General features: G+C 62.4%; 18 protein-coding genes. 8 read left to right on the top strand and 10 right to left on the bottom strand.

Annotated features, from left to right (window positions below; translation table 11 throughout):
- Positions 1-296: 296 nt before the first annotated feature.
- Both pulA and LJY25_RS20745 read left to right on the top strand, forming a co-directional pair.
- Positions 297-2,276, top strand: a complete 1,980-nt coding sequence (pulA, locus tag LJY25_RS20750; protein ID WP_227610387.1) for a type I pullulanase — start codon at positions 297-299, stop codon at positions 2,274-2,276.
- Between the two features lie 439 nt (positions 2,277-2,715).
- Entirely contained in the window at positions 2,716-4,470 is a 1,755-nt protein-coding gene (locus LJY25_RS20745) for a T9SS type A sorting domain-containing protein (RefSeq protein ID WP_227610386.1), read from the top strand.
- A gap of 77 nt (positions 4,471-4,547) precedes the next feature.
- On the opposite strand, the gene LJY25_RS20740 is transcribed toward LJY25_RS20745, so the two are convergent.
- From LJY25_RS20740 to LJY25_RS20725, 4 genes are all read right to left on the bottom strand, one after another.
- A complete protein-coding gene (locus LJY25_RS20740; protein ID WP_227610385.1) occupies positions 4,548-6,860 on the bottom strand; it encodes a patatin-like phospholipase family protein in 2,313 nt (770 codons plus the stop codon).
- A 206-nt stretch (positions 6,861-7,066) separates the two neighbouring features.
- Positions 7,067-7,615, bottom strand: a complete 549-nt coding sequence (locus LJY25_RS20735) for a GNAT family N-acetyltransferase (RefSeq protein WP_227610384.1) — start codon at positions 7,613-7,615, stop codon at positions 7,067-7,069.
- A 128-nt stretch (positions 7,616-7,743) separates the two neighbouring features.
- Positions 7,744-8,115 (bottom strand): DMT family protein, encoded by a 372-nt coding sequence (locus tag LJY25_RS20730; protein ID WP_227610383.1) that lies wholly within the window; start codon positions 8,113-8,115, stop codon positions 7,744-7,746.
- A gap of 168 nt (positions 8,116-8,283) precedes the next feature.
- On the bottom strand, positions 8,284-9,258 hold the full coding sequence (locus tag LJY25_RS20725; protein ID WP_227610382.1) for a zinc dependent phospholipase C family protein: 975 nt from the start codon (positions 9,256-9,258) through the stop codon (positions 8,284-8,286).
- Between the two features lie 302 nt (positions 9,259-9,560).
- Here LJY25_RS20725 and LJY25_RS20720 point away from each other — a divergent pair, with 302 nt between their 5' ends.
- Positions 9,561-9,743 carry a hypothetical protein gene (locus LJY25_RS20720; protein ID WP_227610381.1) on the top strand — a complete coding sequence of 61 codons (183 nt, stop codon included), beginning with the start codon at positions 9,561-9,563 and terminating at the stop codon, positions 9,741-9,743.
- A gap of 132 nt (positions 9,744-9,875) precedes the next feature.
- On the opposite strand, the gene LJY25_RS20715 is transcribed toward LJY25_RS20720, so the two are convergent.
- Positions 9,876-10,493, bottom strand: coding sequence for a peptide deformylase (locus LJY25_RS20715; RefSeq protein WP_227610380.1), 618 nt, complete (start codon positions 10,491-10,493; stop codon positions 9,876-9,878).
- Entirely contained in the window at positions 10,490-10,900 is a 411-nt protein-coding gene (ruvX, locus tag LJY25_RS20710; RefSeq protein ID WP_227610379.1) for a Holliday junction resolvase RuvX, read from the bottom strand. The genes LJY25_RS20715 and ruvX overlap by 4 nt, the downstream gene beginning before the upstream one ends.
- 377 nt (positions 10,901-11,277) lie before the next feature.
- Between ruvX and LJY25_RS20705 the strand changes: the two genes are divergently transcribed.
- Positions 11,278-12,975: a S41 family peptidase gene (locus LJY25_RS20705; protein WP_227610378.1), complete on the top strand. Its 1,698-nt coding sequence runs from the start codon at positions 11,278-11,280 to the stop codon at positions 12,973-12,975.
- A gap of 74 nt (positions 12,976-13,049) precedes the next feature.
- On the opposite strand, the gene LJY25_RS20700 is transcribed toward LJY25_RS20705, so the two are convergent.
- The gene (locus LJY25_RS20700) at positions 13,050-14,081 is read right to left on the bottom strand and encodes a transglutaminase-like domain-containing protein (protein WP_227610377.1); all 1,032 of its coding nucleotides are present in this window, start codon (positions 14,079-14,081) and stop codon (positions 13,050-13,052) included.
- A 255-nt stretch (positions 14,082-14,336) separates the two neighbouring features.
- Here LJY25_RS20700 and LJY25_RS20695 point away from each other — a divergent pair, with 255 nt between their 5' ends.
- The 3 genes from LJY25_RS20695 to LJY25_RS20685 all read left to right on the top strand — a co-directional run bounded on the left by LJY25_RS20695 (position 14,337) and on the right by LJY25_RS20685 (position 16,850).
- Entirely contained in the window at positions 14,337-15,539 is a 1,203-nt protein-coding gene (locus LJY25_RS20695; RefSeq protein WP_227610376.1) for a homogentisate 1,2-dioxygenase, read from the top strand.
- 66 nt (positions 15,540-15,605) lie between these two features.
- Positions 15,606-16,142 carry a hypothetical protein gene (locus LJY25_RS20690; protein ID WP_227610375.1) on the top strand — a complete coding sequence of 179 codons (537 nt, stop codon included), beginning with the start codon at positions 15,606-15,608 and terminating at the stop codon, positions 16,140-16,142.
- A 165-nt stretch (positions 16,143-16,307) separates the two neighbouring features.
- Positions 16,308-16,850, top strand: coding sequence for a hypothetical protein (locus tag LJY25_RS20685; RefSeq protein ID WP_227610374.1), 543 nt, complete (start codon positions 16,308-16,310; stop codon positions 16,848-16,850).
- 86 nt (positions 16,851-16,936) lie between these two features.
- On the opposite strand, the gene LJY25_RS20680 is transcribed toward LJY25_RS20685, so the two are convergent.
- The 3 genes from LJY25_RS20680 to LJY25_RS20670 all read right to left on the bottom strand — a co-directional run bounded on the left by LJY25_RS20680 (position 16,937) and on the right by LJY25_RS20670 (position 20,264).
- The gene (locus LJY25_RS20680) at positions 16,937-17,686 is read right to left on the bottom strand and encodes a hypothetical protein (protein ID WP_227610373.1); all 750 of its coding nucleotides are present in this window, start codon (positions 17,684-17,686) and stop codon (positions 16,937-16,939) included.
- Positions 17,687-17,737: 51 nt separating this feature from the next.
- Entirely contained in the window at positions 17,738-19,294 is a 1,557-nt protein-coding gene (locus tag LJY25_RS20675) for a hydroxymethylglutaryl-CoA reductase (protein ID WP_227610372.1), read from the bottom strand.
- A 193-nt stretch (positions 19,295-19,487) separates the two neighbouring features.
- The gene (locus LJY25_RS20670) at positions 19,488-20,264 is read right to left on the bottom strand and encodes a WG repeat-containing protein (protein ID WP_227610371.1); all 777 of its coding nucleotides are present in this window, start codon (positions 20,262-20,264) and stop codon (positions 19,488-19,490) included.
- Between the two features lie 230 nt (positions 20,265-20,494).
- Here LJY25_RS20670 and LJY25_RS20665 point away from each other — a divergent pair, with 230 nt between their 5' ends.
- The gene (locus LJY25_RS20665) at positions 20,495-21,799 is read left to right on the top strand and encodes an amidohydrolase (RefSeq protein ID WP_227610370.1); all 1,305 of its coding nucleotides are present in this window, start codon (positions 20,495-20,497) and stop codon (positions 21,797-21,799) included.
- The last annotated feature ends 84 nt before the right edge of the window (positions 21,800-21,883 follow it).

Below are 21,883 nucleotides of genomic sequence, written 5' to 3'. Positions count from 1 at the left end.
CCCCCGGCCGCAGACGGGGGGGGCGGCGGCCCCCCCCCCGACCCCCCCCCCCCCCTGCGCAGAAAGAGGGAGCCCTTCCCCCCCCCCGGGGAAAAAGCCCCCTTCTCTTTTTGGCTGACGATAGGCATAGCGGATGTCTGCCCCGGAGTCTTGCTCCCGGTGAAGCTGCGGTACAGGTGAAAGCGCCGCCCCGAATAAGGCGAGGCGAGCCGCCTGGCGGAATGCGTATTGCAAATGCCCCTTTTTTTCGTCCTTTTGTGGTGATGCTATGTCTGAAATCACTCCGTCTTCTCCTCGTGCTTGCCGCTACTGCCTGCTCCCCACGGCTCACGCCTTCCGCGGCCCCCGACTTCTCAGCCTATCCTACCTACGCCGGCGCTGACCTGGGCCTGACCTTTACAGGCGGCAAGGCCCGGCTGCGGGTATGGGCGCCTACGGCCGAAGTGCTGCACCTGAAGCTCTACACCGAAGGCACCGGTGGCCTGCCCGTGGCAACGTATGCCATGCAAAAGTCAACCGGCGGGACGTGGACGTATGCGCTGCCGGCCAATCCGCCCGGGCGGTTCTACGTGGTGCAGGCCACCATTGGCGGCCGGCAGATGGCCGAGGTGCCCGACCCGTACGTGCACGCCGTGGGCCTGAACGGGCAGCGCGGCGCCCTGCTCGACCCGGCCCAGGCCTCACCTGTCGAGTGGGCCGACGACCGGCGGCCGGAATTGAAGCAGGCCACCGACGCCATTATCGGCGAAGCCCACGTGCGCGACCTGACCATGGACCCGCAGTCAGGAGTAAGGCAGAAGGGTAAGTTTCTGGGACTCACCGAAACCGGCACCCGCGGCCCCGGCGGCGTCCGCACCGGCCTCGACTACCTCCAGGACCTGGGCATTACGCACCTGCACCTGCTGCCCACCAACGACTTCGCCTCCGTTGATGAAAGCCGGCTGACCGACAACCGCTACAACTGGGGCTACGACCCCCTGCACTACTCCGTGCCCGAAGGCTCGTATGCCACCGACCCGGCCGACCCGGGCAGCCGCATCCGGGAGCTGAAGCAGCTGGTGCAGACCCTGCACCGCAACGAGCTGCGCCTGGTGCTCGACGTAGTATACAACCACACCGCCGATGCCGGCCGCAGCTCGTTTGAGCAGCTCGTGCCCGGCTACTACTATCGGCAGAACGCCCAGGGCGGCTTCTCCAACGCAACGGCCTGTGGCAATGAAGTGGCTTCGGAGCGGACCATGGTGCGCAAGCTCATCGTGGAGTCGGTGGCATACTGGGCCCGGGAGTACCACGTCGACGGGTTTCGGTTCGATCTGATGGGCGTGCTCGACCTGGAAACCATGCGGGCCGTGCGCGTGGCCCTCGACCAGCAGGACCACTCGATTCTGGTGTATGGGGAAGGCTGGACGGCCGGCGCCAGTCCCCTGCCCGAAGCCCGGCGGGCCGTGAAAGCCAACATGCTACGCCTCGACCGGGTAGCCGCCTTCAGCGACGAGCTGCGCGACGGCGTAAAGGGCCACTACGCCCGCCACGCCGAGCCCGGCTTTGCCGGCGGGCGACCCGGCCTGGAGGAAAGCGTGAAATTCGGCATCGTGGGCACCATCCAGCATCCCCAGCTCGACTATGCAAAGGTAAACTATGCCCCCGCGCCCTGGGCCACCTCGCCGGCGCAGTGCATCAACTACGTGGCCTGCCACGACGACCTGCTGCTCTGGGACAAGCTCGCGCAAAGCAGCCCCGGGGCCACCGACGAAGAACGGGCCCGTATGGACCTGCTCAGCAACGTTATCGTGTTTACTTCCCAGGGAATTCCGTTTCTGCCGGTGGGAGACGATTTCCTGCGCACCAAGGGAGGCTCGTCCAACTCCTACAACCAGCCCGACGCGGTCAACCAACTCGACTATGCCCGCAAGGCCCGCTACCAGCACGTGCATGACTTTTACCGCCGGCTGCTGGCGCTGCGCCGGGCCCACCCCGCGTTCCGGCTGCCCACCCGGGAGCTGATTCAGCAGCATCTCGCCTTTCTGCCCGCTTTGCCCGCCGGAACCATCGGGTACCGCCTGCTCGACCATGCCGGGGGCGACGCCTGGGGTGAGATTGTGGTGCTGTTCAACGGCAACCGTCAGGGAGCTGCCCTGCCGGTGCCCGCCGGCCGCTACTCCGTGGTGCTGCGCGGTGACCAGCTCGACCCCAGCGGCCTCGACCAGCTGGAGCTTACCCAGGATAGTCCGGTCACGCTGCCGGCCAGCTCCGCCCTGATTCTGGTGCGGCGCTAGCCCAGTAACGTCCTGCCCGAACCGTTAAGTTGGTTTCGGTGAAGCCCGGGGCGGTTGGCAAAAACGGCCTTGCCGGGCTGGTAGGATGCATGGCTTAATTCATATTAAAATAATAAGCGCCAATCCTTTGATCTTACGCCAAAGCAAATAGCTTTGTCGCGTTACCGTGGCTATGCCACCGTATTGCCCGCCCGCGCCCCAATCCCACACCTGTTGCTGGAGTATTTGTTAAGTGCAAATTATTTGCACTGCGGCTATTCCTATGCTTTTACTTTCTGCCGCCGCTTTCGGGCCCCGGCCGACTGATTGGCTTTTCACCCAGTAACAGGAGGCAGTTATGCACTAAAAACCAGCGGGCAGGGCCCCGCGAGGCAAGGGGTTACGGGCCCAGCGTCCTCACCGCGACAAATTATTATTTCATCAATTCAACCTTACAAGTATGTATTTCAAAAAAATTACGCTGGGCTTTGGACTGCTGCTGGCTACGCTGGCCGGCGCACAGTCAGGTTACGGACAGACCTATCATCTGCCCCGGACGCCGGATGAAGTGCCTCACCCGGGCAACCGGTCTGCCCGGGTGGAGAACACGGGCACGGATGCCATGCTGTACCAGCAAAGATTCTTTCAGATCATGACCTGGGACGAGCAGGGGGGCGCCGGTCAGGAGGTAGTAGTTTCCTGGACGCCGGATCAGAATCCGGGCATGGCCAACTCCTTCCGGATAAGCCACCGCCGGGACGAGAGCCTGTCGGACCCCGACGTGGTAATAGCCGAGGACCGGAGTGGGGTGCTGTACGCCGCCGTGGTATATATTATGCGCAACGTGACGACGGGCATTTCCCAGGCTTATTTTGATTCCTATAAATACGATACCAGCGGCAACAGCTTCTCGCAGGTAAGCCACACGCCCATGGGGTCGAATGCCGGCGGGCGGCAGCATTCCTTTCCCAACGTAGACGCCAATAGCAGGGGGCAGCTGGCATTGGGCTGGCAGGAAACCATTACCGAAAACGTGTCGGTCACGGTCGTCAGTCCGGTCGTGTTCCCGTCGCCCGGCACTACCTTCCAGCAGACGGTCACGTTCGCGCAGGTGTACGGTGTGTCCGGCTATATCACCGGGTCCGTGCTGTGCAACAACACCCGGGGCGGTCTGATTTCAGAGCCCAACCAGCTGCTCGAACAGGGGCTGAATCCGGATGTCGCCATCTCGGAAGAAGGTGTCGGTGGGCAGGCCATTGTCTCGTTCACCTACCTCCGGCACTTCGTGGATGGGACCGGCAGCTATAGCATCGGCAACGGGCTCAACGTGAAGCAGTATAACTGGGACGCCTGCCGGTTTGAGAAGCGAAACATTCTCGATCAGTACGAGTGGACCGCCGAGGGCGTGAACGGCGTGCCCCGCATTGCCGCCAGCCCCAACCCGAATACGCTTTACGACGTGGAAGTGGCCGTGGACTGGGTTTCTGGCTGTCCTCCGCTGGAATACGCCATCTATAACTATGGCAAAACCGGCGGCTCCTTCCGGACTGGTCCCGCTCTGGTAGCCGGAGGTCCCGGCAGCCAAGACCCGGCAGTCCGACCCGTCGTGGCTTTCTATGGCAGCTACCCCAACACCCGGGAGGCCTACATCGTCACCTGGACGGCCAGCCGCTACCCGAATGGCAACGCCGAAGACGTATGGGGCCGCAGCCTGGTGCAGGGGACTCTTTTCGGCACCGACTATAGCCGCGTCAACGACAAGGACAGCGGCTATCAGGGCATTGCCAGCGTTGCCGGCCGCCACCTGGATAAAGACTTCGGCGCCGCTCATCTGCTCTACAACGCCGAAGAGGAGCTGCTGATCTATAAGCTGACTTTCGACGTGGCGGGCCAGGCGGCCCTGCGGGCGGCGTCAGCTCCTGTTATCAAAAGCCAGCCCCGCGCCAGCCAGGAGAGAGTCGGTCTGATGCAGAGCTTCCCCAACCCGTTCCGGGAAAGCCTTACCCTGCAGCTGCAGCTGCGTGAAGGCGAGAAAGTAGAAAGCCTGATAGTTACCGACGTGATGGGCCGCGTGGTGGGCCGGATCGAACCGGGACCGGCCAAGCCCGGACAGCCGCTGAAGTGGACGCCCAAGGCAGCGCTGCCGGCCGGGTCCTACATCGTGAAGCTGGTAACGAACCAGCGTACCGAAACCCACACGCTAAACAAAGAATAGGCCCCTACGCCACGTAAGGGCAGTAAAAAAGCTGCCGGCGCAATGCGCCGGCAGCTTTTTTGGGTTTATGCCACGGTCTATTCCAGCGCGCGGTTGTGAAAGAGCAGGTAGCCGATGTGGGCAAACACGGCCCAGCGCCGGGCCGGGTCGTCGTAGTGAATTACGTGCAGGGCGGCGGGCCCTACCGGTGACTGATAAATCAGGCCGGAGCTGGCAGTCAGGCGGGGCCGGGAAAAGCCCTTGTCAATCACGGGCAGCTGGTCGGGTCCTTCCTCTACTTTGCGGTAGGCAATGTGCACGAAGCCTTCAGTCCGCCATTCGAGCTTGCCCAGCAGGCTCTGGCTGAAGCGCAGGCCACCGGCGGCGTACCGCGGGTTGCGGTAGTTGTCGAGAAACAGCGTGCGGGAGTCGACCAGTGGGGTAAAGCCGGGAGAACTGGTGAGGGAGGACCGGTAGTTGGCGAACGTGGGCTGGGCGCTGTACACCAGCTCGCTGAAATACCCCCAGGTTTGCTTTTTGTTGGGCAGCGGGAAGTATTGCTCCGACATGGCCGAAAACTGCAGCCATTGCCGCTCGTTGCGGATCTGTTCGGTCCGGATGGAAGTAGAGCCGGGCCGGTAGGTTTCCGTGCCCCGCACCCCTCGCAGCGAAGCCAGCACCCGCCGTCCGCCCGTCGGGTATTGTTTGCGGTTGAGGGAGTTGCGCGTGTAGTTCAGCGCGGCCGTGGTGCCCCGGAAGTTTGTTTCATCGAGTACGGCGGACGTGGATACCTCCGTGGTGTTGGCGTAGTCGTCGTTGTTGACAAAGAATCCGCCGCTCAGCTCGAGCCGGCTGCGGTACCGGGGGCTCACCCCAAACTGCATTCCCACGTACCGGTCGCTCTGCTCGATCAGGGTGTTCTGTATCTCCCGCCCCAGGATGCCCCCGGTCTTCTGGTAGCTCCACTGGTTGTAGGTGATGCCCGGCTCGAGGTAGAACGACACCTTGGCCGGCACGTTGATGCGGACGTGACCCTGGGCCGCGTTGTAGAACCGGCCCAGATTTACGCTGGCGGTAGTGGAGTAGAGGTAGCGCCGCAGCAGCCGGTATTCAAGTCCCAGGTAGATGTTGTCGATGGGACGGGTCGAAAGCACAAAGCCCGCTTCGGCCGTGAGGTTGTTGTTCTGGCGGGCGTCGAGGCTGAACACGTAGCCCTTCTCTTCGGCGTCGTACCGGATGCGGGGGTAGATGTTGCGGAAGAAGTCGTCGGAAGCAAGGCGGAAGTATCCTTCTTCGATGTCGTCGATGGTGTAGGTGCGGCCGTCGCGCTGAAAGAAGCTGCGCACGTAGTCGTTCTGCTTTTCCTGCAGGCCCTGCACGGTGATGCGGGTGAATACGGGCTTGGGCACGCTGCCCTGAAACTCATTGCGGCGGCGCTGCAGGTCCAGCGTGTCGGTGCGGCGCTGGATGCGGCGCATCATCTGGGGCAGCTTGTCGTTGGCGGCTTTCTCGCCCAGCTCAATCAGCTCCCGGACCCGCTCGAAGTCGGTGGCGCCGTAGCCTTCCAGGTCGGGCTGCACGAACACGCCGTTGGGGCCCACGGCCAGGGTGTCGGCCACGTTGGCACCCAGAAACAGAATGGTGCCGGTCAGCAGCTGGTCGTCTTTCCCGGTGGGGTACTTTTTATAGGCCACGTCGCCCACGTTCACCCCAATCATAATGTCGGGCTTGAATTCAGCGCGCATTACGTCGGTGGGAAAGTTGTTGTAGATGCCGCCGTCGAACAGATAGCGGCCGTCGACATTGCGGATCGGGCGAAACACCAGGGGGACGGCCATGGAGTTGCGCACGGCATCGGCCAGGGAGCCGCTGCGCTGAATTACCTGCTTGCGCGTAAACACCTCCGCGGCCAGGCAGCGGAACGGAATGAACAGCTGGTCGAAGTTGTAGTTGGCCCGGGCGGCAGCCGGCGCCAGCGTGCGGGCCAGGGCAAAGTTCAGGTTCACGTCGTTGATCAGGTTGGGCGTGAACCGGGTGCGGAACGAGGTGTCGATGGCTACACCCAGGCGCAGGGCGGCGGGGGAGGCGTCGGCGTTCAGGTAGTTAAAGGTTTTGTCTTCCTGCTGCTTGCCGGACACCCAGTACTGAAATTTCGGGTCCAGCACCATTTCCTCGATTTGCGCGGGCGAATAGCCGGCCGAGTAGAGCGCCCCGACTACCGAGCCCATGCTGGTGCCAATGATGTAGTCGATGGGAATCCGGTTTTTCTCCAGCACCTTGAGCACGCCGATATGGGCCAGGCCTTTGGCGCCGCCCCCGCTGAGCACAAGGCCGACCTTCTGGGCCTGCAGGGGCAGTGCCGAAAGCGTCAGGAAAAAAAGAAAAAACAGGCGGGAATAGCGTTTTTGCATAAAGCGGAAGAAGACAAAATGCCACAGAGGCAGCGCGTTTGGTACGCAGCCGGGCCGGGGTTGTTGCCTACGGTTCAGCTTCCGCCGAAAGGATTATTGCCGGGGCGCCTTGTACTGTTTCCGAAAGTGCCTTTCAAACGCCAGGGAATCCGGGAGCCGGCGGTGCTCCGGCCGGCTGTTTGGCCTTGGAAGAAAGCAGGCGTTGCCTACCCTCGCGGCAGCCGCTCCAGCATCACCGTCGGCAGGTCGTGGTAGGTGGTGCGGGCGTACTCGCGGTAGCCAAACTTTTCGGCGATGCGCCGGGACGCGTGGTTGTCGGGGTCCATGATGCACACCATCCGGACCGGCCCGAAGTGCGCATCGCCCCAGGCCTGAACAACTGTGACGGCCTCCGTGGCATAGCCCCGGCCATGCACGGCCGCGTCGAGCACCCAGCCGATTTCCGGGGCGTCGCCAATGCGGGGCTCAATCTCGCGCTTGCGGTCGACAAAGCCAATGGAGCCGATAAAGCGGCCGCTGGCTTTCTCCTCCACGGCCCAGAACCCGAACCCTTGCAGCGTCCAGTGCCCGGCGCTGCGCAGAAGCGCGGCCCATACGTCTTCTTCGCCCAGGGGCTTGCCGGTCAGGTGGCGGTAGAAATCGGGCTGCTGAAACATCGTCAGGAAGGCGGGCAGGTCGTCGCGACGGTAGCCGCGCAGCAGCAGGCGGGCGGTTTCCAGCACCGGAACCGGGTGCTGGGGAAACGATACGGGCATACAGGGCAGATTGGGAATGGAACTACTGGCCAAGTAAGCCGCATTTTTTGTTTTTGGGCTATGCTGGCGGCCGATGGGGCGGTGGCGGTGGCGCATGGGTACGGCGCAGGACCGCTCAGCTCCGGCAGCTACCACTTCCGGAAGATGACGTAGACGGCGGCCACCAGCAGGCCAAAGCCGAGCAGGTGATTCCAGCCCAGCTTATCGGTTTTGAACACGTACACGGCGCAGAGGGTGAAGACCACCAGGGAAATAACTTCCTGAATCACCTTGAGCTGGAACAGGTTAAAGGGGCCGCCGTTCTCCTCGAAGCCAATGCGGTTGGCCGGCACCTGAAACACATACTCGAAGAAGGCCAGCCCCCAGCTGATCAGAATGATGCCCGCCAGCCCTAGCTTGCTGAACCAGGGCAGCTTTTTAAACTGCAGATGCCCGTACCAGGCAAACGTCATAAACAGATTGGAAACCGTGAGCAGCAGCAGGGTAAAGACGCCTTTCATGAAAGCAGGGGTGTAATGGGCGAATATGGTTGAAGGTGCTGAAGTCCCACTCTTTCCAGCGCAGGAATGCCGAGGCCGCAAGAACCGTACTTTCCCGCACTCCGCCTTTCCAACCATCCCGGCCCAGCATTCCCTTTTACACATTAGAAAATCAGCCCATTGAAAAGCCTAGTCCTCATGCCCCGGCACCGACACCCGGGGCGCGGCATTGAGCTCGGCTTCCTCCCGGGCCAGGCGCAGCTTCTCCTTTTCGGAGGCGGATCGGGGCAGGTTGTCGAGGTCGGGCTGGCCGGCGTCAACCCAGCAGGTGTACCAAAAAGCGCCGACCAGCTGCACGGCGGCCCGCATCCGCCGCTCCACCTGCCCGTTCAGCTTTTCGTGGTAGGCCTGGGTGAAGTCGTAGGAGTACACCCGGATGGTTTGGTTGCCGCGCTGCTCGAAGCCATACTTCCGGTCGTCGGGAAACCGGGCGGTCAGCTCCTTTTCGAAGCGCAGCACCGAGTCGACGGCAGCGTAGGAGGCCGCCACCGTGGCCCAGATGGTTTCGGTCGGGTTCTTCAGGTAAGGCGCCGGGCCGGTGAAAAAGTCGTACCGGGCGCTAAGGGTCTCGGGCAGCCGGCTTTCCCAGAGCCCGTGGATGCCGCGCTGCCCGCTTAGCTGCCCGTTGTAGTTGCGGGTGGTGTGCAGCGGCACGCAGGCATCGGCCAGGTAGTGGCCCACGTCGGCCGACAGGCGCAGAATCCGGTCCGCGTCGTGCTGCCGGAACGCTTCGGTCAGCTGGGGCTTCATCAGCAGCACCTGCCAGGGCACCATGCCGTGGCGCATGGCCGAATCTTCGCCGAACTGCGCCACGGCATCGGCCCAGCGCCGGGGCAGCTTGGTCAGCGCACTGTCGCCGTACGCATCCACGTCGAGGAAATGGCGGGGAGCTTCGCCGGGAACCACCGTGCGCCGCGAATCGGGGCGGGTAGCGTTGGTGGTGAGGTAGTCGATGTGGGTTTTGTAGAAGCCAATCATTTCGGGCGGCAGTGTGAATACCGCCAGGCGGTTGATCAGCCGGTGCCCGAAAAAGCCCCAGGCGTAGGGCTGGTGGGGCGAAAGCCAGCAGCCGACAAACAGCAGCAAAGCCAGAAGCTTCTTCATAACGACGGATAACGGATAGCCTGATTTCTTGGCCCGGTAGTCGGGAAGGCGTAAGTAGATGCTTTTCAAAGCGAAAAGCAACCGGGCGGAAAAAGCTGGCCTGATGACTGTCTTTATTCGGTATCCACCCGATATAAATCTTTCACATCATTATGTGATGTGCAATATTTTCATGGAATCGATCAATGAATGACCTTTGCATCATCATTCCACAGGGCTGCAAGGCCACCCTACTTTCCTTTCCACCGTCAACCATGTACCCCGTTATGAAACGCATTTTCTTTGTTCTGCTCCCGCTTCTGATGCTTATACTCGACAGCTGCAGCTCGTCCTCTATGGGTTACCACGGCCGTCGTCATAAGTCGCGGGCAAGCAAGCACCGCATTCAGTCGCACCGCAAGCACCGCCGGGCCAGCGCCTTTCAGTGGGAGCAGCGCCGCTTGCCCGTGGCCTACGAGGCCGTGCGCATCATTGCCCACGCCTAACCCAAGCCGCTACCCGAGCGGGCTGCCGTACTCCCGCAAATACCCCGAAGCGGTGCCTGAAACTTGCCGAACAAGCTGTCCGGCTGGTTTCAAGCACCGCTTCTGGGTGTAGCAGGCAGCCGTGTGGTTGTGCTACCGCCGGCCCTGGCCGGGAAAGCGCAAACGGTAGTCGGCTTTCACGTCGCCCTTGGTGATGCGGGCCAGCTTTCCTTTGATGAGCTGCTTTTTGAAGCCCGAAATCTTATCGGTGAACAGGATACCTTCGAGGTGGTCGTACTCATGCTGAATCACCCGGGCCGTCATGCCGGCAAAGGTTTCCTCGCGTACCTGCCGGCTTTCGTCCTCGTAGCGCAGCACGATGGTTTCGTGGCGGTACACCATCTCCCGCACCCCGGGAATGCTCAGGCAGCCTTCCTCGAAGCCCCATTCCTCGCCCGTCTCACTTACCAGCACGGGGTTGATAAACGCCCGCTTGACCGGGGCCTCAAAGGCTGCCTCGGGGTCCGGCTCGTCGTCGGCTTCTTCGTCCTCCTCGTCTTCGTCGTCGACCATTGGCGCCGAGTCGATGACGAACAGCCGAACGCTTTTGCCGATCTGGGGCGCCGCCAGTCCCACCCCGTTGGCGTGGTACATCGTGGCAAACATGTCATCGATAAGCTGCTTGAGGTCGGCAGCGGGGAAGTCGGCGGGAATGTCCTTGGCCCGGGTTTTCAGCACCGGGTCGCCAAAGGCTACAATTGGGTAAATCATCGGGAAGCAAGGAAAGATTGCAGAATCAGCGTAGCGCTTACGCGGTCTACGGTGGCTTTGTCGCGGCGGTCTTTTTTGGAGAGGCCGCCGTCGCGCATTGCCTGGTGGGCCATTCGGGAGGTGTAGCGCTCGTCGATTTCGTGCACCGGCACGGCCGGCAGCTCCTTGCGCAGGCGGCGCACCAGCCCCACCACCGCGCTGGTTACGTCGGTAGCCTCGTTGAGCAGGGTGCGGGGCATGCCCACCACAATGGCCTCCAGGGGCTCGCGCTCGTGGTATGCCTTCACATACGTCAGCAGGTCCTGGCTGTGCACCGTGTCGAGGGGCGTGGCAATCAGCTGGAGCGGGTCCGTAATGGCCAGTCCCACACGCTTGTTGCCATAATCGACGGCAAGAATTCGGCCCATCGGACGGAGAGAAAAAGAAAAGAAAGCGGATGCACCGCACCGACAGCCGGCGGCGGGGCTGTAAAGATACGGCAGCGCGTCAAAACCGGGCTACGTAGACCGGGCCCCGGGGCAGTGGCCCAGGCTGCCAGCCCTGCCGGCTACATTTGAAAAGTCCAGTTTGGCAATGTTTTGGCTTGCCCGGGTGGCCTTTGAAAAACGGGCCAGAGGCCACCGAAATAGTAGATTCCCGAAATAATTTGTTGTATTGTTATTCGAAAACTGAAATTCCTGGAAACCAGGATTCCGGGTTACCCTAAAGTTTCGTTATTTTTGTAGGATTTTCCATTTCGCAACACCAATCTATAGCGCTCAAACATCTACTCGCTCAACGCCTTATGGATCCTGAGTTGCCTGCTGGCCCGTCTGCCCCATTGCTGCCCCGCCCGGAAGAAATCCGGGCCGGCAAAACCGGGCGCTGGCGGTTGCCGCTACTGTTGAGCCTGACGATGGCGTGCGGCGTGCTGCTCGGAGCCAACCCCTTTCGGGCATCCGACCAGAACCCCGACGCCACGGCGCGGGGCTATCTAAAGTTCAAGGAAATCCTGAGCTACGTGGACCGCGACTACGTAGACACGGTAAACCCCGAGGCACTGTCGGATTACGCCATCATGCGAATGCTGGAGCGCCTCGACCCTCACTCGGTTTACATTCCGGCGGCCCAGCAGCAGCGCGCCTCCGCCTTTCTGCAAAGCGACTTCGATGGGGTAGGCGTGGAGTTCAACATCTTCCGCGACACCGTAACCGTCGTGGCCCCGCTCAGCGGCGGCCCGGCCGAGCTGGCGGGTTTGCGCCCCGGCGACCAGCTGCTGGCCGTGAATGGCGAGTCGGTAGCCGGCAAGCGGATTACCACCGAGCAGATGTTTAACCGCCTGCGGGGTGTGCGGGGCAGCGTGGTGCAGCTGTTGATTCACCGCCGTCGCCAGCCCCGCCCCCTGCTGGTGGCCGTGACGCGCAACCGGATTCCCAATACCTCGGTGGACGTGGCTTACATGGTGGATAACCAGACCGGCTACATCAAGGTGAGCCGGTTTGCCAGCGGCACGTACGAAGAGTTTAAGGTTGCCCTGAGTGAGCTGCGCCGCCAGGGCATGAGCCGGCTGCTGCTGGACTTGCGGGGCAACCCCGGCGGCTACCTCGACCGCGCCACCAAGATGGCCGATGAGCTGATTGGCGGCACCCGCAAAATTGTGTACACCGACGGCAAGGGCGACCAGTACGACACCCAGACCTACTCCCGGGCCGTAGGCGAGTTCGAGGAAGGCCCGCTGGTGGTTTTGGTGGATGAAGGCAGCGCCTCGGCCGCCGAGGTGGTGGCCGGCGCCCTGCAGGACCACGACCGGGCGCTGCTGGTGGGCCGGCGTACGTTTGGCAAAGGCCTTGTGCAGCAGCCCATTGCCCTCAACGACGGCTCGGAGCTGCGCCTGACCATTGCCCGCTACTTCACGCCCTCGGGCCGCTCCATTCAGAAGTCGTACGGCAAGGGCGTGGAGGCTTACGAGCAGGATCTGATGAACCGCCAGCGCCGGGGTGAGTACTTCCACGCCGACAGCATCCACTTCGCCGACTCCCTGCGCTTCCGCACCGACAACGGCCGCACCGTGTACGGGGGCGGCGGCATCATGCCCGACATCTTCGTGCCCCGCGACACGGCGGCGTATTCGTCGTACTTCACCCGTCTGCAAAGCCAGAACCTGCTGCGCGAGTACGCCCTCACGTTTTTCCAGGACCACCGCACCGAGCTCCAGGCGCTGCGCTTCGAGCAGTTCCAGTCTACCTTCCAAATCTCTGACGCCCAGCTTCAGGCCCTGGCCGACCGCGCCGCCCAGAACGGCGTTCCGGCCGACCCGGCCGGTTTGCGCCGGGCTTCCCCGCTGCTACGCACCCTGCTTAAGGCCTACATTGCCCGCAGCGCCTACGACAAGGTGGCGTACTACACGGTGCTGCGCGAGCAAGACGTGGAGCTAAAGCAGGCCCTGCAGATTATCAGCAGCAACGAGGGCATGATGGCCCAGCAGCTGTCGGCTAAGCCCTAGAAAAGTAGTTGTTAGTTGTTCGTTGTCAGTACGATTCTAACAACTGACAACGAACAACGGACAACTAAAAAAGCCTACTGCTTGGCGGAGGCGTCTACGTACCGGAATTCCTTGTCCACGGCGCTGAAGGCCTTGCCGTCAACCTCGGCGTAGGGGTAGATAAAGTAGTTGAGCGGGGAGCCCTGCTGCTGGGGTGCCAGCGTCAGGTCGCGGCCCCGGGAGAACTCCAGGCGGTTTTCGTCGTGGGCCCCGAAGAAGTAGGTGCGGCGCGCCGGGTCCTTGGCAGCTTCGGAGGCATCGACGGGCACCCAGCCGGTTTCCTTGGTGTAGAACTCCGCCCAGCAGTGGTAGCCTTTTACTTCGCCGGTGCCCCGCTCGGGCGGCAGCGGAAACCCGATGCTGAACCGGGCCGGGATGCCCAGCGCCCGGCAGTAGCCGATAAACACGGCGTGAAAATCGGTGCAGTTGCCGCGGCGGGCATCGCAGGCGTAGTAGATGTCGCCCCGGCCCCAGCCCTGCCCGGTCTTGTCGTACTTGACGGTGGACACCACGTGGTTGTAGATGGCCTGGGCTTTCTGCAGATCATTGCCGTTCGCCACATTGGCTTTGACCACCACTTCCTGGGCCCAGAGCTTGATTTTAGGATCGAGCGGAACGAGGTCGTCGGGCTGCAGCCAGCGGGCCATATTGGGGTCGGCGGCCTCCTTCGGCGCTTTTTTGGCCGGCTCGGCGGCCAGCATCGGGTTGATATGCTCCCGGCGCCGGGCTTTCACTTCCATCGTCACGGCAAAGCCGGCCGGCTGCGGGTCGGTTACCTTCAGGTGCAGCACCTTATTGCCGTACTGCCCGGTCAGGATTTCATACGGGTAGGGCGAGGTAATCTTCACGTTCTCAATATCCTGGGACTTGTCGGCGCGGGGCACCGGCAGCCAGAGGTCCACCTGTTTGGCATTGGCGGGCAGGTCGTGGATGCGGGCGGTGTAGTCGAAGGAGAAGGTGCGGCTCCGCAGCGGCACTGGGGCGGCAGCCGGAGTTGAGGCGGTAAAAGCCACGGTGCCGGCGGCTACGGTCAGCAGTAAAGTCCAGGTAAAAGCGGGGAAGAGCACGGTAGCAGATATAAAGGCGGGACGCAGCGCCCCGTAGCAGACAAGAAAGAGCGCAAGTTACGGCCGGATTTTCAGCAGACAGGTCCGGGCCCGGGGCAGGTGAACAAAAGCAGCCGTGGGAAAGGTTGGGCAGGAAGGAATATTCTTCGGATTGGGGGCCACCGCCCCGCCCCGTGCCTTCATCCTTTTCTGAGCGGAGCTACGTACCTTCACGCTACCAGCCCCACCTGTTTTCCACCCGCAAGCACTTTTCGCATGGCTTTCTACCACCGCATCGGCCAGATTCCGCACAAGCGCCACACCCAGTTCCGGCAGCCCGACGGCTCGCTCTACTCCGAGCAGCTGGTTGGTACGCTGGGCTTCCACGGGGTATCGTCGCTGCTTTACCACATTCACCCGCCCACCGAAATCCGCAAGGTGGGAGAGGCCATTCCCTACGGCTCCAGGCTCATCAGGGACCGGGCCCTGCAGCCCAGCCACCTGCGCACGCTCAGCCAGAAAACCACCGGCCCCGACTACCTGCAGGCCCGCCAGACGCTGATGGGCAATGCCGACGTGACCATGAGCATCTGCAACCCCACGGAGCGGCGGATGCAGTACTACTACAAGAATGCCCTGGCCGACGAGGTGATCTTCGTGCACGAAGGCAGCGGGGAGTTGTGGAGCCAGCTGGGCATCGTCCGCTTCGAGCCCGGCGACTACGTCGTGATTCCGCGCACCATCATTCACCAGCTGCACTTTGACGAGGGCCCGGTCCGGCTGCTGATTATCGAGTCGTTCAGCCCGATCGAAACCTGCCGGCGCTACCGCAACCACTTCGGGCAACTGCTTGAGCACGCGCCCTACTGCGAGCGGGACATGCGCCCCCCGCACGAGCTTATCATCCAGGAGGAGCCCGGCGAGTACCTCGTACAAGTCAAAAAGGAAGGCTTTCTGCACCAGCTTACCTACGGCCACTCCCCGTTCGACGTGGTGGGCTGGGACGGCTACTTCTATCCCTACGCCTTCAGCATCCACGATTTTGAGCCGATAACGGGTCGCATCCACCAGCCCCCACCCGTGCATCAGACCTTCGAGGCCAACAACTTCGTGATCTGCTCGTTCGTGCCCCGGCTGTTCGACTACCACCCGCTGGCCATTCCGGCCCCCTACAACCACTCCAACGTCGACTCCGACGAGGTGCTGTACTACGTGGCGGGTAACTTCATGTCGCGCAAGGGCGTGGACCTGGCCTCGTTTACCTGGCATCCCAGCGGCATTCCCCACGGGCCGCACCCGGGCACGGTCGAAGCCAGCATCGGCAAAAAGGAAACCCACGAGCTGGCCGTAATGGTCGATACGTTCCGCCCCCTGTACCTGACGGAGGCGGCCCTGCAGTACGTGGACGAACACTACCCGATGAGCTGGAATCCCGACTACAAGCACGAGCCGCCCCGTGCCGCCGACATGATGGACTAGCCCGCCCGGCTCAGGCACTATAATTGAGTAAGCGGCGTTTCCTTTACTTTCCAACTATTTTCGTTCATGAAAAAGCTCCTCTTCCTCGGCCCTTTTCTGCTGTTGCTGCTCGGCGTGCTGTCGTGCGAAAAGGCGGACATCGACAAGCTGCTCACGTTCTACATCGACGACAGCCAGACGATCCGCATTCCGGCCAACTCCCCCGTGGGCGTGCTCACGACCCTGCCCGGCGTCAGCGTCACGACCCGGTCGTCGGAAACCTTCCGCAACAATAACACCAGCGCCGAGCTCGTCAAGGACGTGAGTCTGAACAAGCTGACGCTGACCATCACCAGCCCCTCGACCCAGACGTTCGACTTTCTCGAAAGCATCGAATTGTATATCAGCACCGACCAGAGCGACCAGATCCTGCTGGCTTCCCTCAGCTCCATCCCACGCGGAGTACGCAGCATCGAGCTGAACTCGGCCAACGCCAAGCTCGATAAATACATCAAAGCCTCGGCTTTCACGCTTACCACGAAAGTCAAGGCTTCGGGCCTGCTCACCCAGGAAGTAACCATCAAAGCTGATTCCCGCTTTAAAGTGACGGCGGACCCGCTGTAGCCGGGGCCGGGCCCGTAGTGCGCTGCCCCCGCGGTGCTGGTTTGCTTTGGCAGCCAGCATGGCGGGGGCAGCGCTGTTACTGGCTGGTTATAAACATATAGCAGTAGATTAATTACCTGGAAAGCCCTACCTTTTGACCAGTTTTTAACATTTATAACACTGTTTATGAGAAAGATTTTACTGTTTGTGATGACAGTGTTCGCACTGGGAATGAGCAGCTGCAAAAAAGTGGAGAAACAGGTGGACAAGCTGTTGACCTTCACTATTTCCGATGAATATGCGTTCCAGATGCCGGCGGTGCCCTTCGCGGCTACTTTCCCGCCCCAGTCCTTCCCCACCAGCACCGACGCCACCGAAGACTACCGCAAAGCCAACACCGCGGCCAATCTGGTTAAAGACGTCAAGCTCGACGCCCTCACGCTGACTGCTACCGGACCGAGCGGCTCCAACTTCGACTTTCTCGAAAACGTGACCTTCTACATTAGCACGGATATGCAGGGCACCGACCGGGTGCAGATGGCCTCGCTGATGACGGTTCCCCGCGGAGTCAGCACCATTAATCTGGAGCCCAGCACCGGTAACCTCGACAAATACCTGAAGGCCGAAAACTACGTGCTGACGGTGCAGACCACGTTCCGCACCCCGCTGCGCCAGAATACCGACATGCGCATGAACTACCAGTTCAAAGTAACCGCTGACCCGCTGTAGGCTGGTTGTTACGTTGCAAAAAAGCCCCGCCGGATCTGCCAGCGGGGCTTTTTCGTGAGGGAGGGTAGGTACCGGCCGGGTCAGGCTTATTTGGCCGGCGCGGCGGCCTGGCGGCGGTTGTATTCGTTGACCAGCTTCATTACATCAGCCAGCTCTTCGTAGCGCAGGCTGTTCTTGGCGGCGTATTCCCGCAGCTGGGCCGAGGCCGGGCCGAACAGCTTCAGCACGCTCCGCTCGTTGAGCTCGAGGGGGCGGAGCGCACCCTGAGCATCCTGACCCGGGCCGGCCAGCAGCAGCTGCCCGATTTCCCGCCGGGCCTTTTGCGTTTCAACCCGCAGGATAGGGTGCATCTCCGCCGGCTTGTCGACAAAGCGGTGCGCCAGGGCCAGCACCAGCGGGCCATCGGGCTGTTCGGTGAAAATCTCCACGAAGGCCCGCCCCGAGCTGCTGCCCGTGCCCCGGGTGAGGCGGGTCCGGAAGGTGCGGGCATTGCTGCTTTCCCCAATGGTAAATCCGCGCAGGCTGCCTACCGGAAACACCCGGAGCCCCCCAACCGAATCCTTCAGCTCCAGCAGCTGCCGGGCCACGTTGTAGCGCAGCCCCGGAGCCGGGCGGGTGTTCCGGCTGATGGTGAGCAGCGTGCCCGGCTGCCACACCGGCACCAGGTAGGCCTGGGGCGAAGAAGCGGCCTCGTTGGCGAGGTCACGCAGACGATCGGGATTGTTGGCATCGCGGTACAGGCGGGCCACAACGTCGTCCATATCCCGCTCCCCGGCCTGGGCCCAGGCGTGAAAGGTGCCCAGGGAAAGCAGCGTGACCAGAAATGCCTTTTTCATGGGGCTTAATCGATTTGTAGTAAGGATACTGGCTAAAGCCAGTAGTTAGGCTTAACGGTTGCGGCCGTACTGCTCGTGGCTGCTCACCCAGTCGGAAGAGGAAATGGCAGAGCCCAGGCTGAGCTCCCCGGCCAATACCACGCCCGCCACGATTTCGGCGAACTTGTTGACCGTGCCCCGGCCCACGCAGCCCAGCATGCGCAGGCACTCGTTCTGGGTGGCCAGGCCGGTGCCCCCGCCGTGGGTGGCCACGATGAGCGACGGAATCGTCATGCTCAGGTACAGGTCGCCTTCCTTGGTTACCTCCGAGTACAACACCCCCGCCGACGACTCCGACACGTTGGCCACGTCCTGGCCGGTGGCAATGAACATGGCCGTGATGCCGTTGGCTGAGTGGGCGCCGTTGTTGTTGGCCCCCGAAATAAAGGCGCCCACGTTGCTTACCTGCCCGTGGTAGGCCAGCTGCTCGGGCGTCACGCGCATGCGCTGCTGCAGGATGTCGCGCTTGACGATGGCTTCGGCTACCACCCGCTTGCCCCGGGTCCGCATCACGTTGATCTGGGAGGCTTTCTTGTCGGTGGCAAAGTTGGACTCGAGGTAGAAGTGGCGGATAGGCGCACCCTTGTAGTGCTCCAGAATCCAGGAGCAGGCCGCGAACGTGGCCCGGCCTACCATGTTCTGCCCGGCCGCGTCGCCGGTGCTGTAGTTGAAGCGCAGGTAAGCAAACTTGTTGGCGAGGTACGTGTCGATGTACTGCAGCTTGGCTACGCGGGAGGTGCTTTCGGCCTCCGGGCGAATCAGCTCAATGTTTTCCTCGACCCAGCGGCCGAAGTCCCGGGCCCCGCGGGCATCGTCGAACACAAACACCGGGGCCCGCTGCATGGCGTCGCCGATAACGGTGCACTTAACGCCCCCGCACAGGTTGAGCACCTGAATGCCCCGGTTGTAGGATGCTACCAGGGTGCCTTCGGTTGTCGCCATCGGAATCAGGAAGTCACCCTGGGCGTGCTCCCCGTTCACGTGCAGGGGGCCGGCCAGGCCAATCGGAATCTGGGCCACGCCGGTGAAATGCTCGCAGTTGCCCTGTAGCTGGTGGGCGTCGAACGAGTAGTTTTTGATATGCTGGAACTCCTGGCCCGAAAACTCCTCGGCAAAGCGCTGCCGGGCCTGAATGGCGGCATCGGAGTAGTCGTCCTGGTCGGAGCGGGGAATGCGGGTGCGGTTTTCGGGCTGGTGCACGATGGCGTCCTCTACTTCCACGTTCAGGTTGCCGAACGGGTCGGCGGCGAACTGCACCTGCACGCTGTGCATGCCTTCGGGCAGGGGCGGAGTCGCCAGCTGAAACTGCAGCACCTCGCCCACCGGCAGCTCCCGGCCCGCGCCGTCGCCGTTCAGGGCGGTGGCGGCCTGGGCCGTGCCGTCGGCGCCCACCAGCTGAATCTGCTCGGCCGGAATCAGCACGTCGCCAATCTTCACGTGGTCGACGCGGGTAAGGCGAACGGTATCGAGGCGGTTTTTGATGCTGAAAGCCACGCCTTCGGGCGTGTTGTGCAGGCTGCCGCGGGTGTAGAGCAGCTTGAGCAGCATGGGGCTGGGCGTAAAGATCATAAGCCGGAAAGGGAACGGTTGGTGGTTTCGGCTTTAAGGTGCGAATATTTCGGGAATGGCGGAGGAGGGTAGCAGGTTGCGGACTTGGCCAGCTCCTTCTATCACCTCAACGGTTAGCCGGTGGGAGCAAGCACCGAAACGCTTCCAGTAAGCACTCAGAAGGACTGACCTACCACCCGCCTCAGCCTTGCCACTAATCCTCGAAGTACTCCTTGCCCCGGCTGTCGATGTAGCCGGGCTTGCCGTCAATGGTAACGACCCGGGCAGCGCCTTCCACAAAGGGCTCGGCACTTTTGTAGCGGGGGGCTACCAGCAGCTTGCCGTCTTCGTCGAGGTAGCCGAAGCGGCCCTGCTGCTCGACAATCGGGTACACAAAGTCGTTGGCCGCCGTGACGCGAATGTCGTCGTAGGCCAGGGGCAGCACCAGCTTGCTTTTGTTGTTGATGACGCCCCAGCGCGTGCCCTGGCGCACGAACAGCAGCCCCCGGTAGTCTTCCCGGATTTCGTCGTAGAGCGGGGGTACCACGGCCTGGCCCACGCTGAAGCGGAAGCCCAGCTTGCCGTCTTTGCGCACGATGTCGCCCTGGGTCAGAAAGTCCACCTCGGGCTCTTCGGCCGGGCCGGCATCGAGGCGACGCCCGCTCGGGTCGATGTCGAACTGCTCCCCGTTCAGTTCCACCCGGGCCCGGTCGCGGTGAAAGTTGCCGGCCCGCGCGTACTGCACCGGCGTGATGGGGTTGCCGGCGCCATCGATGTAGCCGTACTTGTCGCCCACCTTCACCCAGGCAATTTCGCCGATGAACGGCCCGGCTTCGTCGTACTGCAGGGGCAGCACCAGCCGGCGGCTGCGGTCGGCGTAGCCCCATTTGTCGCCGTGCCGGAAGGGCAGCAGCCGGGCGCCGGTGCCCTGGGGCGTAGCCGGGGACGCCGCCATCAGCATCAGCAACAGCAGGAGAGCAGAGGCGTTCAAAGCAAAACGGAGCATCGGCATAAGCAGGAATAAAGCTAAAAATAAGCATTTGCCCTCTATTCTGCCAATCCATTTTGCGTAGTCCGCGCCGTTTGGTGTGCCCACTGCCGGCTGGTTCGCCCGGGTTGCTGCCAGCCGGGTCCGCTTACTCTTCAAAGGAAACCCAGGGGATGCCGGCCGCCACTAACAGGCGGCGTCGTACCTTTTGCTCCAATTTCCGCCGTACTCCCATGAAGACTCTTTACGCTACGGCGGCCCTGATGCTGGCTGCCGCTCCCGCGCTGCTGGCCCAGAACACGGCCCTCAATGCCCGCATTGCAAAGCTCTCCACTCAGGAAGAAGCCAAGGTCATTGCCTGGCGCCGCGACCTGCACGAGCACCCCGAGCTGGGCAATCTGGAAACCCGCACCGCTGGCATCATTGCCGCTCACCTGAAAAGCCTGGGGCTGGAAGTTCAGACCGGCGTGGCCCGCACCGGCGTGGTCGGCATTCTGCGCGGCGGCAAGCCGGGCCCCGTAGTAGCGCTGCGCGCCGATATGGACGCCCTGCCCATTACGGAAAGCAATAGCCTGCCATTTGCCTCGAAGGTGAAGTCCACGTACCTGGGCCAGCCGGTAGGAGTGATGCACGCCTGCGGGCACGATACCCACGTGGCCATGCTGATGGGCGCGGCCGAAGTGCTAAGCCAGGTGAAGAAGGATCTGCCCGGTACCGTCAAGTTTATCTTCCAGCCCGCCGAGGAAGGCTCTCTGCCCGGCGAGGAAGGCGGGGCCAAGCTGATGGTCAAGGAAAAGGTGCTGGAAAACCCCAAAGTCGACGCCATCTTCGGGGTGCATATTCAGGCGCAGACCGAAGTAGGCAACCTCAGCTACCGACCCGGGGGCGAAATGGCCAGTTCCGACCGGTTCACCATCAAGGTGCACGGCAAGGGCTCCCACGGCGCCTACCCCTGGAACAGCGTGGATCCGGTCGTGACGGCCGCTCAGATTATCCTGGGGCTGCAGACCATTGTAAGCCGGCAGGTGAAGCTCACGGATGATGCGGCTGTGGTTACCGTGGGCACCATCCACGCCGGGGTGCGCTACAACGTGATTCCGCCCGACGTAGAGCTAAGCGGCACCATCCGGGCGCTGAACCCCGAGGTGCAGAAGCAGATCTGGGCTTCGGTGCGGCGCATTGCCACCAACATTGCCGAAAGCGCCGGGGCCACCGCCGAAGTCACCATCGAGCCCTACGTCCCGGTCACCTTCAACGACCTGGCCCTGACCAGCCGGATGCTGCCCACGCTGCAGTCGGTGGCCGGACCCGGCCACGTCATCGAGCAAAAGGCCGTTACCGGGGCCGAAGACTTCTCGTACTACCAGGAAAAAGTGCCGGGCCTGTTTTTGTTCGTGGGCGGCATGGCAAAGGGCACCGACCCGGCCACCACTGCCGACCACCACACCGCTGGCTTTCTGATCGACGAAAGCGGGCTGACGCTGGGCGTGAAAACCCTCGCTACCCTGGCCGCCGACTACCTGACCGGAAAAAAATAGGGTGCTAAACATCGGGGGATGAGTCGGTATTCAATGCCCGAAACTTACCCGGCGGCAGGCAGACCTGTCCAGCCCGGCCCGGCC

The organism is Hymenobacter translucens (assembly GCF_020685205.1).
In the GTDB taxonomy this organism is placed as follows: Bacteria; Bacteroidota; Bacteroidia; order Cytophagales; family Hymenobacteraceae; genus Hymenobacter; species Hymenobacter translucens.
Note: the sequence above shows the minus strand (reverse complement) of the source record. Positions and strands in the feature narration are given on the sequence as shown.